This is a genomic window from Planococcus glaciei, assembly GCF_900099655.1.
Classification (GTDB): domain Bacteria; phylum Bacillota; class Bacilli; order Bacillales_A; family Planococcaceae; genus Planococcus; species Planococcus glaciei.
On record NZ_FNDC01000001.1, the window covers coordinates 342,580 to 360,117 of the forward strand.

18 protein-coding genes are annotated in these 17,538 nt (G+C 50.4%); 10 read left to right on the forward strand and 8 right to left on the reverse strand.

Annotated features, from left to right (window positions below; genetic code table 11):
- The 5 genes from dmpG to BLQ32_RS01715 are packed head-to-tail and all read right to left on the reverse strand — an operon-like array spanning position 1 to position 3,423.
- Entirely contained in the window at positions 1-993 is a 993-nt protein-coding gene (gene dmpG, locus BLQ32_RS01695) for a 4-hydroxy-2-oxovalerate aldolase (protein WP_074508845.1), read from the reverse strand.
- On the reverse strand, positions 990-1,877 hold the full coding sequence (locus BLQ32_RS01700; RefSeq protein ID WP_074508846.1) for an acetaldehyde dehydrogenase (acetylating): 888 nt from the start codon (positions 1,875-1,877) through the stop codon (positions 990-992). The genes dmpG and BLQ32_RS01700 overlap by 4 nt, the downstream gene beginning before the upstream one ends.
- Positions 1,874-2,668 carry a 2-keto-4-pentenoate hydratase gene (locus tag BLQ32_RS01705; protein WP_074508847.1) on the reverse strand — a complete coding sequence of 265 codons (795 nt, stop codon included), beginning with the start codon at positions 2,666-2,668 and terminating at the stop codon, positions 1,874-1,876. The genes BLQ32_RS01700 and BLQ32_RS01705 overlap by 4 nt, the downstream gene beginning before the upstream one ends.
- 10 nt (positions 2,669-2,678) lie before the next feature.
- Entirely contained in the window at positions 2,679-3,152 is a 474-nt protein-coding gene (locus BLQ32_RS01710) for a flavin reductase family protein (protein ID WP_074508848.1), read from the reverse strand.
- Positions 3,153-3,186: 34 nt separating this feature from the next.
- The gene (locus tag BLQ32_RS01715; protein ID WP_139150479.1) at positions 3,187-3,423 is read right to left on the reverse strand and encodes a hypothetical protein; all 237 of its coding nucleotides are present in this window, start codon (positions 3,421-3,423) and stop codon (positions 3,187-3,189) included.
- Positions 3,424-3,649: 226 nt separating this feature from the next.
- Between BLQ32_RS01715 and BLQ32_RS01720 the strand changes: the two genes are divergently transcribed.
- On the forward strand, positions 3,650-4,945 hold the full coding sequence (locus BLQ32_RS01720; RefSeq protein ID WP_074508850.1) for an MFS transporter: 1,296 nt from the start codon (positions 3,650-3,652) through the stop codon (positions 4,943-4,945).
- Positions 4,946-5,014: 69 nt separating this feature from the next.
- On the opposite strand, the gene BLQ32_RS01725 is transcribed toward BLQ32_RS01720, so the two are convergent.
- Positions 5,015-6,817, reverse strand: a complete 1,803-nt coding sequence (locus tag BLQ32_RS01725; RefSeq protein ID WP_074508851.1) for a V4R domain-containing protein — start codon at positions 6,815-6,817, stop codon at positions 5,015-5,017.
- Positions 6,818-6,993: 176 nt separating this feature from the next.
- Between BLQ32_RS01725 and BLQ32_RS01730 the strand changes: the two genes are divergently transcribed.
- From BLQ32_RS01730 to BLQ32_RS01750, 5 genes are all read left to right on the forward strand, one after another.
- Entirely contained in the window at positions 6,994-7,890 is an 897-nt protein-coding gene (locus BLQ32_RS01730; RefSeq protein ID WP_074508852.1) for an alpha/beta fold hydrolase, read from the forward strand.
- A gap of 24 nt (positions 7,891-7,914) precedes the next feature.
- Positions 7,915-9,084, forward strand: coding sequence for an acyl-CoA dehydrogenase family protein (locus tag BLQ32_RS01735; RefSeq protein WP_074508853.1), 1,170 nt, complete (start codon positions 7,915-7,917; stop codon positions 9,082-9,084).
- A 52-nt stretch (positions 9,085-9,136) separates the two neighbouring features.
- Entirely contained in the window at positions 9,137-10,117 is a 981-nt protein-coding gene (locus tag BLQ32_RS01740; protein ID WP_074508854.1) for a VOC family protein, read from the forward strand.
- A gap of 87 nt (positions 10,118-10,204) precedes the next feature.
- Positions 10,205-11,257 carry an AbrB family transcriptional regulator gene (locus BLQ32_RS01745; protein WP_074509094.1) on the forward strand — a complete coding sequence of 351 codons (1,053 nt, stop codon included), beginning with the start codon at positions 10,205-10,207 and terminating at the stop codon, positions 11,255-11,257.
- 40 nt (positions 11,258-11,297) lie between these two features.
- Positions 11,298-12,059 (forward strand): hypothetical protein, encoded by a 762-nt coding sequence (locus BLQ32_RS01750; protein ID WP_244890301.1) that lies wholly within the window; start codon positions 11,298-11,300, stop codon positions 12,057-12,059.
- Between the two features lie 128 nt (positions 12,060-12,187).
- Here the strand turns inward: BLQ32_RS01750 and BLQ32_RS01755 are convergent, their stop codons facing one another.
- Entirely contained in the window at positions 12,188-13,045 is an 858-nt protein-coding gene (locus BLQ32_RS01755; protein WP_074508856.1) for a neutral zinc metallopeptidase, read from the reverse strand.
- 426 nt (positions 13,046-13,471) lie between these two features.
- Between BLQ32_RS01755 and BLQ32_RS01760 the strand changes: the two genes are divergently transcribed.
- From BLQ32_RS01760 to BLQ32_RS01770, 3 genes are all read left to right on the forward strand, one after another.
- Positions 13,472-14,245, forward strand: a complete 774-nt coding sequence (locus tag BLQ32_RS01760) for an SDR family NAD(P)-dependent oxidoreductase (protein ID WP_074508857.1) — start codon at positions 13,472-13,474, stop codon at positions 14,243-14,245.
- A gap of 211 nt (positions 14,246-14,456) precedes the next feature.
- Positions 14,457-14,696 (forward strand): helix-turn-helix transcriptional regulator, encoded by a 240-nt coding sequence (locus BLQ32_RS01765; RefSeq protein ID WP_175557054.1) that lies wholly within the window; start codon positions 14,457-14,459, stop codon positions 14,694-14,696.
- Positions 14,697-14,770: 74 nt separating this feature from the next.
- Positions 14,771-15,037, forward strand: coding sequence for a DUF2178 domain-containing protein (locus BLQ32_RS01770; RefSeq protein ID WP_342342108.1), 267 nt, complete (start codon positions 14,771-14,773; stop codon positions 15,035-15,037).
- A gap of 139 nt (positions 15,038-15,176) precedes the next feature.
- On the opposite strand, the gene BLQ32_RS01775 is transcribed toward BLQ32_RS01770, so the two are convergent.
- Positions 15,177-15,794 carry a cyclase family protein gene (locus BLQ32_RS01775; protein ID WP_074508858.1) on the reverse strand — a complete coding sequence of 206 codons (618 nt, stop codon included), beginning with the start codon at positions 15,792-15,794 and terminating at the stop codon, positions 15,177-15,179.
- Between the two features lie 289 nt (positions 15,795-16,083).
- On the opposite strand from BLQ32_RS01775, the gene zwf reads away from it, so the two are divergent.
- The gene (gene zwf, locus BLQ32_RS01780; RefSeq protein ID WP_074509095.1) at positions 16,084-17,529 is read left to right on the forward strand and encodes a glucose-6-phosphate dehydrogenase; all 1,446 of its coding nucleotides are present in this window, start codon (positions 16,084-16,086) and stop codon (positions 17,527-17,529) included.
- The last annotated feature ends 9 nt before the right edge of the window (positions 17,530-17,538 follow it).

Here is a 17,538-nt window from a genome sequence, read left to right on the forward strand (position 1 = left end):
TTAGCCGGCTAAATTCTGCGCCACTTCGTAGATTAAATCTTCCTGGCCCCCGACCGCTTTCAGTTTGCCGATCTCCTTCAGGATATCCCGCTCGTGAACCCCGAACTGCTTCGCCGCTTTTTGGGCATGCAGCAGGAAGCTCGAGTAAACGCCGGAATAGCCTAATATCAAACTGCCGCCTGTGATTTCCTGCGGCTGCTGCATGATTGGCGCGATGACATTGTTCGCTGTATCCATCAGCGGATACAAATCCACACCGGTTTCATAGCCCAATTTTTCGAGCACCGCCACCATCACTTCCGTCTGTGTGTTGCCGGCACCTGCACCCAGTGCGCGCATGCTGCCATCGATAAACGCCGCACCCGCTTCCACCGCAGCCACGGTATTTGCCATCGCCATCGATAAATTATTATGGGCATGGAAACCGATGTCACAGCCAATCGACTGTTTCAAGGCAGAAATGCGTGCAGTTACGTCGCCCGGCAGCATTGCACCGGCCGAATCCGTCACGTAGACAATCTCCGCGCCATAGCTTTCAAACAGTTTTGCCTGCTCGACCACTTTATCAACCGGCGCCATATGGCTCATCATCAAAAATCCAGCTGTTTTCAAGCCCAGTTCACGGCCGAGTGAAATGTGCTGCGCTGCGACATCCGCTTCGGTGACATGCGTCGCTACCCGCACCATCTTCGCACCAGCTTTTACCGCATTCTGCAGATCGTCTTTTGTGCCGATTCCCGGAATCAATAGTACCGCGACTTCCGAAGCCGTACATTCCGCGGCCGCTGCTTCGATCAGCTTAAGTTCATCTATGGCCGATAAGCCGTATTGCAGCGATGAGCCGCCCAAACCGTCTCCGTGAGAGACTTCAAAATAACGAACGCCGGCAGCGTTCAGGCCTTTCGCCGCTTCCCGTACCTGTGCTTCCGTAAATGCGTGGCGGACCGAATGGCTGCCGTCGCGCAGCGTTACATCCAAAATATTCAGCGTCATAAGGCAACCTCCTTTGCTTGCTGCAGGTGGCGCGCCAGTTCATTGGCGACTTGCACCGCTGCAGCTGTCATAATGTCCAAGTTGCCGGCATAGGCCGGCAAATAATCAGCGGCTCCCGCGACTTCCAGGAATACCGACACTTTCTTGCCTTCAAAGACCGTTGCCGCTTTCAAGGAATAACCCGGCACGTATTGCTGCACTGCTTCCACCATTTCGAGGATCGATGCCCGGATTGCTTCTTCGTGCCCTTCTTCAGCAACCAACGCATGGACCGTATCGCGCATGATGATCGCCGGTTCCGCCGGGTTCAGGATGATGATTGCCTTCCCTCGTTTGGCGCCGCCCACTACTTCGATGGCGCGGGACGTCGTGCGGGTGAATTCGTCGATGTTTGCCCGTGTCCCGGGACCCGCACTCTTACTGGAAATCGTTGCAACGATCTCGGCATAATCGACCGGCACCACACGCGAAATCGCATGGATCATCGGAATTGTTGCCTGTCCGCCGCATGTCACCATATTGACATTTCCTTTTTCCAGGTGCTCGGTCAAGTTGACCGGCGGCACCACAAACGGCCCGATGGCAGCCGGCGTCAAATCAATCACTTTTTTGCCGGCGGCCGTTAGGATATCGCTGTTTTTCTGATGTGCGTAGGCACTCGTTGCGTCAAACACGATATCGACGAGGTCCAGCCGCTCCGCCAAGCCTTCGATTCCGGTCGCAATCGTTTCGTAGCCGCGGTCCTTTGCGCGCTTCAAACCATCCGAATCCGGGTCGATGCCGACCATGACGCTCATTTGGAGCACTTCGCTACGCTCGATTTTATACATTAGATCCGTTCCGATATTTCCGGAACCGATTATCCCCACTTTTAGCTTTGTCATTTCATCATCACTTCTTTCGCAAAGTTCATGCTTACTTTCCCCAACACGTCGAAATCAGCTTCGAAACGGTCACCCGCTTCAAACGGCACCGCTTTCGATAAAGCTCCTGAGAGCACAAACATGCCGGGTTCAATTGAAATTCCGTATTCATCGAGTGCCTGTGCCAGCCACACCACCGCATTCAGCGGATTGCCCAGCACGGCGGCACTGGTAGCTTCATCGAGCCATTCCCCATTTTTGTAAACGGTCATCGGGATGGCGGCGATATCCGGAATTTCGGACAGTGCCGTTTTCCGACTTCCCAGTATAGCCCCTGCCGATGATCCGTTATCTGCCACTGTATCTTCAAAACGGATTTTCCAGTCTTCAATGCGGCTATCAATGATTTCGACAGCCGGAACGACGAAATCGATGGCATCGATGACCTCTTCTACTGTCACATCGGCTCCCACAATCGCCTTTTTAAAGACAAAGGCGATTTCAAATTCCACTTTCGGCTGCAAAAACGATTCGGCTTTGATTGGGGCTCCCTCTTCGAACAGCATCGTATCCAACACGAAACCATAATCGGGAGTATGGACATTCAGCATGTCCTGCATCGCTTTGCTCGTCAACCCGATTTTCAATCCCTTGACCGCTGCGCCATTTTGCACTTTTTCCTCAATCTGAGCCAGCTGGATCTGATAAGCCTGTTGAGGCGTAATTTCTTTATAAGTATGGGTCAGCGGAGCAATCGGTGCTTTTGTTCGTTCCGCTTCCAATAGCTGCTTGGCAATCTGTTGAATATTCATAGGTCTCCTCCTACTTCACGGTTTCGAATTGGCTTAATTCGCGGTACTTCCCGCCAAAGAACAAAAGCGGCTCTTTATCTTCAAGCTTCAAATCCAGCACTTTCCCAATGAATAAGGTATGGTCACCTTCGACATGCGCCGATACAACTTCGCAGGCAATTTGCGCCAAGGCGCCGTTTAATACCGGAAGGCCTTCCAAGGTGTCAAACAGAACGGGATCGTCTCCGGGTCTGCCGGAGAAATGGCGCGAATGCTGCTCTTGGTCTTCGCTGAGAATATTCACCGCAAACTTTTTTGAAGCGCTTACTTTTTCCAGAAACTTGGCTTTATGTCCAATTGAAATCACCACCAGCTTCGGATCGAGCGATACGGACATAAATCCGTTGGCGGTCATGCCGTGGGGCACCCCATCATTTTCAGTTGTTAACACCGTGACACCAGTCGCAAATTTCCCCATTGCATCTCTAAATAAGCGGTCATCCATTCCAATTCCTCCATTCATTTTTCGAATAATTCAATCATAAAGGAGCCATTTTGAAATTATCATAGTCATTTTTATTGAAAATTCTGATAGGAACCATAAAAAAATACAAAACGCCGCATGAAAGTTTTTGAAACGGCAATTCTGGCGAAAATCCAGATGCATCAACCGCTTGGATATTGTAAAACCGAACACAAAACCGCCGATTTCTGCTGATTTTTTTCTTTTCAGCATGGCCATATGCGTTTCCGCTTTCAATTTTTCCTCTTGTCAACCGATTTCTTTTCCCCTAGAATTCTGTTCAACGGCAAAACACCTCTTCCGTTTTTTTCCATTATTTGCTTTCTGATTTTTTCCAGGAAGCGAAAACGGAGCGGAAATGGCTGCCATTCCACTAGAAGACGGGAGGGAAGACGACCTTAACAAATTTTAGAAAACGCTTACAAACTTCTGGAACTTCAGGGACGATGGGGAAATTCAATATCAAAAGGGGGATTTATATGCGCATGCGTTGGGTAGTATTAGCTTTTCTCTTCTTGCTCGCCGTTTTGAACTATACGGATAAATCAGTACTGGGACTGGCCGCAGAACCGATCATGACGGGACTTGGATTGTCGTATGATGAATTCGGAATGGTAGGAAGCAGTTTCTTCGCTGCATATGCAGTCGGAAGCCTCGTACTCGGAACATTGACCTATCGCTTCAACTCCAAATATTTGCTGATGATGATTGCTGTAGGATGGACCGTGTCACTGGGAAGCGCTTATTTTGTAGAAACACTGACACAACTCATCATGCTGCGCGTCGCTTTAGGATTCTTTGAAGGCGCCACATTAGGGTTTTCTATTGTCCATCTGGCACGCTGGTTCACCAGTTCACAGCGCGGATTCGCTGTCGCCATCATGACTTCGGGCACCACAGTCGGAACGTATCTGGCAGCGCCGCTTCTGGTAGCGGGCATTACAAACGTCGGCTGGCAGCACACATTCGCTTTGCTCGGAGTAGCCAGCTTGATCTGGGCCGCCGCTTTCTTCTTTATGCCGGACGAGCCAAAAGAACCGCTTGTCGAAGACGTAAAATCTTTGGCATCCAATAAAGATGTTCCGTTCAGACAGATTCTCAAGGTTTTGGTGAATCCGTACGTACTGTCCATTATGGTCGTCGGCTTCGTATCGATGTGGATCACTACGTGGGTACTGACTTGGGCTCCAACTTATTTGATTGAAATTGCAGGCCTTGAACCACAGCGCATGAGTTTCATCTTCGCCGGAATGGGGATTGTCGGAACCATCTTCGCCATCGGCATGGGCAAGTTCACCGATTTTCTGTTCAAGAGAAACAAAAGCCTTATCAAATCGTATGACCGCGTACTCATCACTGTCCTGGTCATCGGCGCTTTGGCTTACGGCATGACAACGATCGTCTCTTCACCGATTTTGGCCTGTGTATTCCTCGGAATCGGTTTGATCATGAACACCAGCCTGCTGCCGCTGAACACGACGATCAAATCACTGGTCATCCCAAGAAACCTGGTCGGCAGTGTTACCGGGATTTCCCTTTCGATCGCCAGTATGGCCGGCATCATCGGGCCATGGGCTACCGGATACTTGATCACCTTGGCAGGCGATGATATCCGCGCCGGCTTCAACTCTGGCGTACTTGTGATCGTCAGCTTGTATGTGGTTTCCGCTATTGTGCTGCTGCTGACACGCAAACTGAAAATTTCGGCCACGGAAAAAGAAGACGCACTTCGTGCCGAAGAAGAAAAAGAGAAATTGAACGTCGCCATCGAATAGGACCGCAAAAAGGACTGTAAACAAACTCAGCTATGAGCTTGTTTACAGTCCTTTTTTGTGTTGCCGGCTTTATTTCGCAAATTCATCAAAGTTCAAGCTGTCCGTCAAGATCAGCACCTGGATGACGAGCAGGATATACGCGGCCGTCGAAGCATTCTTCAGGGAAATTTGCAGCTGCTCTTCAATCTGCTTGATGCGGTACTGAACCCCGCCGATTGACAGCATCAGTTCATCCGTCGTTTCCTTCAGGCGCTGGCTGTTCAATAAATACACATAAAGCGAGTACAGCAATTCTTTTTTGCGCGGATCATCGAAGTTGTAAAGGTCTTTCAATGTCTTTTTCGCCATGTCCTGCAATTGTTCGATGCTCATGTTCTTGACGATGTCGCCGATCATCCCGAGATCTTCGTAATCCGTCAGCAGCTTGCCGTTCGGGAAGCGCTGGGCGACGCGCGCTTCTTTCAGTGAATGCTCAAAGTCCTTGAAGTTGCTGAACGTTCCGCTGATCCCGAGCGAGTAGCTGTAATTGCTGTTTTGCTTTTCCAACTTCTGAAAAATTTTCGCGATTTTCTTTTGCCAGTCGGCTTTATCGCCGCTATGCGAATTCAGGAGCGCAATTTCTTCCCCGAGCACCGCGAAAATGCACGGCAAGTCCCATTCCCTAGCCACTTTCGCCAACTGCGTCATCTGGTCGTGGATATCGATGATGCCGTTTGTGCTTTTTTTCTTTTTCACGCTGATGATGCCGGTGGAAAAAGGCGGCTGGAACTTGAACGGCAAAAACTTGTAATACGATTCGATGTATTTGATGTTGCGGTTATGGATCAAGCGTTCCAATAGCGAACTGCGCATCCTCTGCTGCTCTTCAAACTGTGCTTCCTCGTATAAAATGCATAAGGACACGACGGTCGAAATTCGTCCCAAAAACAGATGGTCATTGTCATCCATCTGCTGGCCGTCAAAATAAAAGAACGAGCACGTCGCGTAGTTTTTTTTATTGATCAAAACCGGCGCGGTCAGTTTCGTGTAGGCGCCGCCTTCATAAACCGAAACATTGTGTTTATCGTTCACGTGGGACAGTTTCGCTTTGCCGCTTCCGATCAATTGCTGCTGCTCTTCCGTCAAGCCAATCTGGCTCAAGGCGTTCCCATGGACATCCTCGATCAGGATGGGGATGTTCAACAATCCGTATGCCGCCTCCACGATTTCATCCATCGAATGCTTTTCCGTCACTTTCTGTGTCAGTTCGCCCTGGAACATCGAAATCTTCTCAAGCATCTGCTTATGATGGACAAGCGCGTCGTAGGTCATTTCCAGTTCGGATAAAATATTGTCGTTTTGGTAAAGGTGGATGAGTTCCCCCCGCTCTTCCATCCAGTCGCGCTCCAGCCGCACTTCAAATTCACAGCACAAATCGCCTTTGGCTACGCATTTGTTTTCAATGGCGATAATCGATTCCCCGAACTCATACGTCAAGGCCCCGCTCGCAAAACCGCATAGCATATGGCAGACGCATTCATCCGCCAGCCCGTAGTTCTTCACATGCTGTTCGGCTTCGAACGATTCAATCCACTGCCCCCAGGTATTCTTGCATTCCACCGTGCCATCCAGATGGCGGACAATTTCCCCCATGAACACCACGTCTTTTACATGCCCCAGGCGCGAATGCCGTTTGCCGACATGCACTTTCCCTTTTTCCTGCAGCTTATTTTTGGCCGACTCCATCCCGAACTCCTTGCCGAAGCGGAACAGGAAGCCCTTCGTTTTATAAGACCCGATATTGTTGTATAAATTGTTTTTTAATGTGTGGAAGGCATTCGCCGACATTAAAATGTTTTTCGACTCTCTTGAATCAAAGACAACTCCACTCATTAAACCACACCCCTTCAATTTTCTATTCTTAATACTACAAAAGCGACAAGCCATTTACAATATATTTTAAAGATTTAAACTATTTATTCCATAAAAATCACTATGACATCCCAATTTTTAAAAAGCTATACTCAAAACAGAAATTGAAACCGCATTCATAACGAGGGGGTAACACGATGACGATTTTTGAAGGATTTCATAATAGCTACGTATTAGCGAACGGCGTACGCACCCATTATTCATGGGCTGGAACCGAAGGGCCTGCAGTTATCCTGCTGCACGGCGCCGGACCTGGAGCCTGCGGTGCAGCCGGATGGCGCTTGATGCTGCCGGCACTGGCAAAAGCCGGATACCGCGCCTACGCCGTTGATCAGCTGTCCATGGGATTCACGGATGCCCGTCCCCACGCCTGGCCAGTGAACGGCCATCAAAGTCTGGTGGATCATGTCCATGATTTCATCGAAGCCTTATGCCTCGACGAAGTGTCGCTGATCGGCAATTCGCAAGGCGCTTACGTCGCCGCCAAATACGCCATCGACCATCCGGAAAAAGTGGACAAAGTGGTTTACATCGGAAGCAACACGATCTATCAGGCGATGCAGGAAGTACCGGAGAGAAAAATGCGCTCGTTCCTGGAAGTGATCGGCTACGACTACACGGAAGAATCGCTGCGCAAATTCATGTACCGCAATTCAACAGTCGATGTTATCATTCCGGAAGAATTGATCCAGCTTCGCCATAAAGCGGCCACCCGCCCGGGCGTGAAAGAATCGAACCAGGCGTTTGATGCGTACCTCGCACGGATGAACGACGAACCGAAGCTGTGGGACCGCTACTGCATCAAAGATTCCTTGCCGAAGCTGAAAATTCCTGGCCTGTTTATCTGGGGCATGAACGATGCTGTTGCACCCGTTGAGACCGGCTACAAACTCGAAAAATTATTGCCCAACATCCAATTTGAATATATCGAAGACTGCGGCCACCAGGCACAGACCGACCAGCCCGAAGTTGTCAACAAACTGGTCACGGATTTCCTGGCAGCCGAAAAAACACAAGCCATCGCCACCCAATAAACGACTCCAGAAAGGAATGATCACATGGTAACAGTAAACGAAAACAAAGCGCTTTATGAGGAAATCATGGAGAAAGCGAAACGCATCGGTGAAGCGGCTGAACTGGAAGCGCTCGAAGCGGACCACAATTCAACCATTTCCCCGCGCCTCGCTGAAATCATCCGCGAAGAAGAGATCCATAAATTGATCCTGCCGAAGGAATTCGGCCATCCGCAGCTCGACTGGCGCACGTTCGTCGATATGGTCAGCACGGTCGGCTACCACAATTTATCTGCTGCGTGGCTGACGTACTTCTTCTCGGCACATAATGCATGGGTCTGCTACTACCCGAAACACATCCGCGATGAAGTCATCAACCAGGGCGGTTTCGTGGCAGACGTCTTTGCCCCGATCGGCAAAGTGGAACCTGCCGAAGGCGGCTACACCGTATCCGGAAAGTATAGTTTTGTAAGCGGTATCAATTACTGCGACTGGGTCGGCGTCGGCGCTATGATGAAATTCGATGACAGCGAACGGCCGGAACGCGTCGGCATCCTGTTCAAAGTATCGGACCTTGAAGTCGTGAAAACCTGGGATTCCCTGGGCCTCCGCGGATCCGGCAGCAACACCTTGATCATCGACAACGTATTTGTGAAGCCGGATGCCATCCTGCGCTTCAGCAAAATCATCGAGAAAAGCCAGCCGCCGTATGAAGATTTCGACCAGGATTACTTGTATTACAACACGCCGTTCTACCCGGGCTTCTATGTCGGCTTTGCCGCAATGGCAGTCGGCGGCGCGGAACGCGTCGTGGCGGAATTCGAAAAACACACAGCCGGCCGCATGCGCTTTTCGGGCATCAACGAAAAAGACTCACCGACAAGCCAGCGCGTATTAGCTGAACTGAAGCTCGAAATGCTTTCCGCCCAGACGCTTCTGACCGAATACATCAACATGATGGAGCGCGACAAAGGCGGGGCATATGACGGCTCCCAGTACAAAGCCATCCGTGCAAAAATCATCGACAAATGTGTCCAAATCGCCGTGAAAGCTTTGCTGACTTTGGGCGGACATGCCTTATTGAAAGGCCATCCGGTCGAAATGTTCATGCGCGACTTGATTGCCATCGGCACACACATCACATCGCTCTATGAAGACGGCATCCTGGGCTACGGCAGACAGCTGTTCGGCGTCCAGACCAATATCCAAGGCTGATCAACCGGAAGTTCCGATAAATTAAAAACTACTCATTACGGGGGGAAATCAAATGGAAAAATTTCTATACGCACCGGAAATCGCAAAATTGGGGCACGTCGCTTTGGTATCGGAAGACCTTGAAAAATCACTGTGGTTCTTCCGCGACACCATCGGCCTGGAAGAAACGGAAGTCGTAGACGGTGTCCATTACCTGCGTGCCTGGGGCGACTTCGAGCACCATACCCTGTCCATTACAGCGGGTGACACATCTTACATCGACCATATCGGCTGGCGCACGAAACGCCCCGAAGATGTCGACACGTTTGCAAGGTTATTGGAAGACGCCGGCACGGACATCCGCTGGGTGGAAGCCGGTGAAGAAACGGCGCAAGGCAGAGCCGTCCGCTTTGAACTGCCGAGCGGCCACCGCTTCGAGCTGTACTACGATATGGACAAAACACCGGCTGACGAGTCGCGCAAATCCGTTCTGAAAAACCAGACCTACAAATCATGGGCAAAAGGCGTATCCCCTCGCCGCATTGACCACGTGAACTTGCAAACCTCAAAGGACAACAGTGAAATCGTCAAATATTTGCAAGAAGCGCTCGGCTTCAAGCTGCGCGAGTACTTTGTGGATCCGGATGACGTGCAAGTGGCGAGCTGGCTGAGTGTCACGAACCTGGTGCACGATGTTGCCGTCATCTCGACGCCGCGTTCCCAAGCGCCGAACGAAATGCACCACATCGCCTACTGGCTCGACAATGCGCAGGACTTACTGCGGGCTGCAGACATTCTCTGCGAATCCGAAGTGCAGTTTGTCGGCCCCGGCAAACACGGCATTTCCCAGGCCATGTACATTTACGTGAAAGATCCGGGAAGCGGTTTGCGCCTCGAAATCTTCACGAACGGCTACCTGATCTTTGAACCGGACTGGGAGCCGGTGAAATGGACATATGAAGAATACTTGAAAAACGGTTCAGCTTACTGGGGCGACCGCCGCCGCGATGACGTCGACCGCGAAGCGCAAGTAAAAGAACTGGCCAAATCATAAAGGAGGAACCACCAGTATCCGTGCTGGTGGTTTCTTGGCTACCGAAAACAGTTAGCCAGACAGAAAGGAGGGCTTTGGTTGAAGGCCATGTTAAGAGTGCTGGTTTTGTCGCTGATCGGCGGCTACCTGTTCAGCCTGCTGCACATCCCGATCCCGTGGATGCTCGGCCCGATTGTCGTCGTCATGCTCGCCCAGTTCGTCTATAAAGGGCCGCTCAAATGGTCCGGTCAGCTGCGCGATCTCGGCGTCGTCATGGTCGGCACCGTCATTGGCGTCCAGTTCAATACCAGCCTGTTCGGCATGATGGGCTCGATTCTATTTTACATGCTCACGCTGAATGTCATCTTGATCGGCGGCTCCATTGCCATCGCCTATTTGACAAGCAAATGGGCCAAAATCCCGATGAAAGTTTCTGTCCTGTCCGCCATTCCCGGCGGCCTCGGCCAGATTATCGTCTTTGCCGAAGAGGAAAAAGTGAAGGAAATCGGCATCATCTCGTATTTCCAGGTCATCCGGCTGCTTCTGGTCGTCGTGTTCGTGCCGTTCATCGTGGCGGGACATGTCATGAGCAAACAGCCGTCGGATGCGGCCTTGTCCGTCAGCCTGGTGCTGCTGATTGCCTTGGCATGGGTCTGTTCCTATTTAACGAAGCGCATCCATTTGCCGGTCGCCGCTTTCATTACACCGATTCTGCTGCTGATCACGCTGCAGTTGACGACGCCGATCGCCATGCCGGCCGTTCCGGATTTGGTCATGATTGTTGCTCAGCTATTGATCGGCGCCCATATCGGGCTGATGTTGAAGCCGCATATGATCAAGCTGCCGGTGCGTGTTTTGGCAGCGGGCATCATCAGCGCACTCGCCCTCATCGCGCTGACATTCGGCTCAAGTTTCCTGATGTCGTTTGCCATGGGCACATCTTTTGCAACAAGTTTCCTGAGCACCGCCCCGGGCGGGCTTGACCAAATGGTGCTGCTCGCTGATGCCATCAAAGCGGACGTCTCGCTGGTTTCGATGTTCCAGACATTCCGTCTGCTGTTCATCTTCATCCTGATCATGCCGCTCATGAAAGTGTTTTACCGCTGGCGGGATAAAAAGCAGACCGTCTATAACGCGGAAGGCCATGCTGTAAAATCATAAAAAACAAGTGAGCTTTTATATCGAAAGCAAAAAGACTCCGATGGCCCAAACGATGCCATCGGAGTTTTTCCGGTTAAGTTTCCGTAAATTGGTTATATATAGAAGAAACTCATCTTTTCTGCAAGCAACTGCCGGGACACCCAGCATTTATCCCGCTTCCTGTATGATGAAAAAAAGGAGTGATGACATGATTTTCCTCATTATCTGGCTTCTTCTGATCGGCTATGCCGCGTTCCTGGCACCGCCCGGCGAAGATCCGGATCCCGTGTTTTCTAAAATCCTGAGCGGCGACTGGGGCGGCATCGATCCACTCGTGTTCGCAGTCTTCAATTCGCTCGGCCTGTTTCCACTCGTCTTTTTGACCATCCTTCTCCTGCACGACCGGCAAAGATGGCCGGCGTGGCCATTCGCCCTGCTGTCGCTCGGGACCGGCGCGTTCTCGCTGTTGCCTTATTTCGCATTCGGCGACCGGCCGGCGAAAAACCGGACCCGCATCCGCACGCCGAACTGGCTGGTGCGCTTCCTATCGTCCCGTTTCTGGCTCATCGTCCTGATGGTCATGTGGACCGGCAACCTGTTGACGCTCTTCCAGGGGTTCTCGCTCGCAGCCTACCGGGACGCCTACTTCGCTTCCGGCCTCGTATCCGTCATGACGGCCGACTGGTTTGTGCTGTGGGGCTTGTCCGTCTACGCTGTCCATCGCTACTTCCCTGATGCGAAAGCAAAAGGCCTGGCGTGGATCCCGATTCTCGGGCCGGTGCTCGTGTTGTGGCTAAACAAGAAGGATTTACCGACAAAATAAACGCAGGACTAATCAGAAAGGAGCTCACATTTTGTGAGCTCCTTTTCGTATAAGTGACTGGCGCTGAGATTTATCAATAAATCCTGTATGTGCTCCCGCTTCTTCAAAACAGCAGCCAAACGTTCTCTTCACTGTTCCGCTGCATCATCGCTAAGAACATACGGATCACAGCTGCTGGGCATTCCGCTTTCAAAACCGGCCATGAACGCGGCCGTTCGCTCGGCTGGCGTGCCATGGTCCTCGTCACCGATCCCTTCAAATTGACCGGCACCGGATAAAGTCTCCATTGCTTGTTCAACAACAACCGGCTCCAACAATTCAGGGTCATAAGCCGAGTAAGCCCATACGCCGGTCAGACAATCCGCATTCAGTTCCGTCCTTTTAACGGGCACCAGCCTTTCCTGATCCGCTTGAGAGGACAGCCACCCCCATTCGCCCTGCAGCGAATGGGCGTACACATGAGCCATGGCAGCCGCTACTGCAAAATTTCCAGCGGCAGCGCCGGCTTCCGGATCCTCATTCGATGCCACTAAGCTTTCCCAGATTTCCATCGCCAGCTCATTCGCAAAAACGATCGCATCGTCCTCTGCACAATAGAAGGCATCTTCCGGACCGGTAGTCCCCGTAGAGACGCAACTGCTTGTTTCCGTTTCACCGGCATACGGCAGGCTGTAATCGACAACCGGCATATTGTGACCTCCCTGAACCATCAACTCCGCCCACAAGTTATGGACATTATTGATAACCAGATCAAGAAAGCTGGTCATGGCTGCACTGCTTTTATCCGCCGTATAACCATAGTCCACTGATTCTCCAGGTCCCGCTGCCGGCGCTTTTGGCAGTTCCATCATTTCAAGCTCCCCGCTTTCTCCCTCCGTTTGCTGTCCGGCATTTTCGGCAGTCGACGTTTCCTGTTCCGGTCCGCATGCCCCCAGCAATAAAACCAACAATGCAACTGCAAGGAAATTGCTATGCTGTTTAGACACGTTAACTTCTCCCTTCCTTAAATTTTTCTTGCTCCTTTGCAACTTAAACTTTCACCTCCGTCTTATGCCGTCCGTATTTTAAAAATTTCAGACTGCATCCGTTGTTCCAGAGAGGCTGCTTCTATGTAAAAACCAGTTTCTTTCCAGTATACTATAATTATCTGATTATTTTGATAAATTTATCGTATTCAAGAAATTACTTCAACTCGCAATCAGCTTTATTGAAAAAACGCACTTCCCTAGTTGATTCTTGCCAGCCGCTGGAAAGGAAAAAACAGAAGAAAAAGAAGAAGCCCCAAAAGATCTTAAGAAGCTTCAAGCTGATCGATACTATCCAATTGAATTTTTCAAAATAGGTTTTTCATTGATTTCACCTCGAACTATAATGAACATACATAAGCGTTAAAATCAGAAGGAGGGATTAGAATGAATAAACTGATGGAAGGCAAAGCGGGATTGGTGACAGGAGCGGGATCCGGAATCGGGCGCGGCAGTGCACTGGCATTTGCACAGGCGGGCGCAAAGGTGATGGTCTCGGACAAGAACGAGGACAGCGGCAAGGAAACGGTGCGCCTGATCCAACAAGCGGGCGGTACTGCAGCCTTCTTCCGCTGCGACGTATCAAACGAAGACGATGTGAAGGCGTTGGTCGATGAGGCAGTGGCTGAATTCGGCCGTTTGGATTTCGCCCATAACAATGCCGGAATCACGGCAAAAGTCGCTCCCATCGCAGAATCCGACAGCGCGGACTTTGACCGGGTCATCCAGACGAATTTGTACGGCACCTATTATTCGATGAAGCATGAAGTGCGGGCCATGCTGAAAACAGGCGGCGGAGCGATCGTCAACACCTCCTCCGGCGCCGGGCTTGAAGGCGTACAGAACATGATTGACTACGTCGCGTCGAAATTCGGCATCAACGGCATGACCAAAACCGCGGCGCTCGAATACAGCAGGCATGGCATCCGCGTGAACGCCATCTGCCCCGGCCTCACCGCAACGCTTGACGTCGAAAACTGGTTCGCCGCCGCACCGGAACAGGCAAAAGCCATCACAGCTACCCTTCCTTCCGGCAAGCTGGCGACACCAAACGATGTGGGCAATGCCGCAGTGTTCCTTTGTTCAGACCTGGCCGGCCAGATCAACGGCGTCACGCTCCCCATTGACGGCGGGTTTTCGATCGGGAAGTTTCAGGGCTAATGCCCGAATTTACGGAAACGGAAATAGAAGCTTCACAGCTGAACTGAGATAAAGCAAAATGCTTATGGGAACATTCCGTAAGCATTTTTATTTTTCCAAGCAGCAAACACCTGAAAAATTTCAAAATAAAACACAATATACTTTAAATTAGTATAAGTTCACTTTACTTTTATAACAACTTGATTTATATTTTTATTAAGAGGTGATGGTTATGAAAAAGAATTTTGGGGATTCGATTTCAAACAAGGTATATGAATATCGGGTGCTTGCCAGAATGTCCCAGCAGGAATTAGCAGAAAAAGTCGGGGTTTCCAAACAAACCATCTTCGTCATGGAAAAAGGAAATTATGTTCCGACGCTCCTTTTGGCATTTCGGATCGCCGATTTTTTCGAAGTTGAGGTAAACGATGTTTTTACGTATGTGAAAGGAAGTGACCAAGTTGACGAATAATTTTGAAGCGGTCTCTAACGCCATTTTTCATCCGTTGAAGTCCTGGGCCGGAACAATCCACAGGGAATTGGAATATGCTCATCAGCAGCGGGTTTGTCCTGCTGATGATCGCCTGTATCCTGGCTTACGCTTTTTACAAGAAAATCGGGAGCGAAGATGAACGGACAAAGCAAATATCGTTGAACAGTGCATTTATCCTTTTATGCGTCGTCATTTTGTGCGACATGATTTTCCCGAAAGAATACATGTGGCAAATTTTCTTTCTATACAAGTATTCGTTTGCGATTCTTGCGGCAGGCATCTACTTAGCAGTCCGGTACAAAAAAGATTTTCTCAGCTGATTAAGGGAAATCCCAAAAACGAAAAAGGCACCGCTCCATGCGATGCCTTTTCTTTATTGTTTCCGGTTATCCACAAGAAGGCAGCATCGTTACGGTGCTGTCCTTAGCCTGCCTATATTCCGGCTACACAAAAAAACGTTCAGTTCAGTCCTTCAAACAGCAAGACCCGGGCAGGTGAAGCATCCGTGCCGAGCAGTTTCAAAGGAGCCGCAACCATGAAGTATTCGCCTTGCTCAACGTCCTTCAGGCGCAGTCCTTCAATAATGATGATGTCGTTCCCGAACAAGGTTTTATGCGTCGGATGCCCTTCCTGGCTTCTTTCAACTCCAAGCGCATCGGTGCCGACGCCCCGGATGCCGATTTCAGCCAGATAATCCGCGCCGTCTTTCGCCAGGAAGACAAAATCAAAATCAAACGTGTCCACAAACGAATTTCTTGTTTTGAACAAAACAAAGTCATCCTTTTCGAGGCCGAAGCCTTCCAGGTCCGCTTTTGAAACCCCATCCTCCACTCCGGTCAGATCCAGCACTTTGCATGGCCCCACCAATTTGTCCATCGGAACCGACTCAAACGTTTCCCCATCTTCCACCATGTGAAGCGGTGCATCGATATGGGTGCCGGTATGGACATCGAGTTCCAAACGCGTTTCGGTGACATAGCCGTTTGTCTGCCGATTGAGTTTCGGCTGTTTCTCCGGTTTGTTTTTGTAGACGGTCATGCCTTCATAAATCGAACTTGTGATATCGTACATTTTCATCAAATCAACCCTTTCATAATGGATAGCTGTATACCTACCTTCGCATGACCCAGCGCGAACTGTCCAGTGCAACATCCAAATATATTTCCTTCAGAACGCGGCACCCAACAAATCAATTCATATTTTCCAAGTCCTTCCCTACCATTGGAGCGTATAAATCTTTATACTATAACCTGTTGCTACATCCATTCAGGATGAATTTAGGAGGATTTACAGTATGAACAATCAAAGTCCCATCACAGGATCCAATCCGGAAAGTGGTTCTGTCGAACTTCAAAACGAGTGGTCCATGGAAGACATGACCCTTGTGTTATTTGGCGCAACGGGCGACCTGGCGAAGCGGAAATTGTTTCCCGCCCTCTATAATTTATACCTTGACGGCAAATTGCCTGCCAAACTCTCCATCATCGGTTTGGGGAGAAAATACATTTCAGACGAGGACTTTCAGTCGAATGTGGAAAAAGCGCTTCGCGCCTATTCCAGAAGAAGCGTCCAAGCTTCAAACCTGCCGGATTTTTTATCAAAATTCCGCTATTTCACGTTTGACGCGACAATTAAAGAATCTTACGAGAAGCTGCTGGAACTGGTCGAGAGCCGGGAAAACGAACTCGGAATTCCGCAAAATCGGCTGTTCTATTTGTCCGTGGCGCCAAGTCTAGTGGACGTAATCACGACCAACCTCCACGCAAGCGGCCTGGACCAAAACGAAGGCTGGAAACGCCTGATCATTGAAAAGCCGTTCGGGAGCAATGTAAAGACGGCCAGACGATTAAACGATAAATTACGGAAAACCTTCAGCGAAGAGGAAATTTACCGAATCGACCACTACCTGGGGAAACCGATGGTGCAAAGCCTCAATACCTTGATCTTGGCGAATCCCGTGCTGGACTCCTTGCTGGACCAAAAACTGATTTCCAATGTCCAGATTACGGCAAGCGAAGTGGTAGGCGTGGAAACCCGGGCGGATTATTACGATAAAGCCGGAGCGATCCGGGACATGGTCCAAAACCACCTACTTCAGCTGGTCATGATGGCGGCCCTTTACCTGCCGGAGAACCTGGCGGAAAACAAGAGCCGGGCCAAGAAAACCGGAATCATCGAATCTCTTCGGCCGATTCCGAAAGAAGAAGCCCATCAGCACGTGGTCCGCGGCCAGTATGAAGCCGGGGAAATCCATGACGTCCCGGTCATCGGCTATACAGAGGAACAAGGCGTTGGCGCTTCCTCAAAAAATGACACGTATTTTGCGGCGCGTCTCGCGATCGACCATCCTTCCTGGGAAGGCATCCCGTTTTATATCCGCACCGGGAAGCGGATGGACAAGAAGTCCACACAGATCGTCGTCGAATTCAAACACAAAATGGTCGATCCCGATCGATTGCCGGGAACATCTCCGAACTTGCTGGTGCTCGAAATCAGCCCGAACGAAAGCATTTCGCTGCGCGTCAATTTGAAAGAGCCTTCCGACAATCAGTTCAAGCCGGTGTGGATCGACTTCTCGACCAATTCGGAAAACCAGCCGGAAGCCTATGAACTGCTGCTGTTTGACGCCATCCTCGGCGATTCGACCTTTTTCGCACACTGGAAAGAAGTCGAGCTTTCCTGGGAATGGATCGAGCCGCTGCTGGAGGCCTATCAGGAAGATCTGCTGCCTTTGCATCCTTACCGCGCAGGTTCAACAGGTCCTGAAGCTGCAGATGAGCTGCTGCAAAAAGGCCAGCACAAATGGTGGTAAAACGAATCG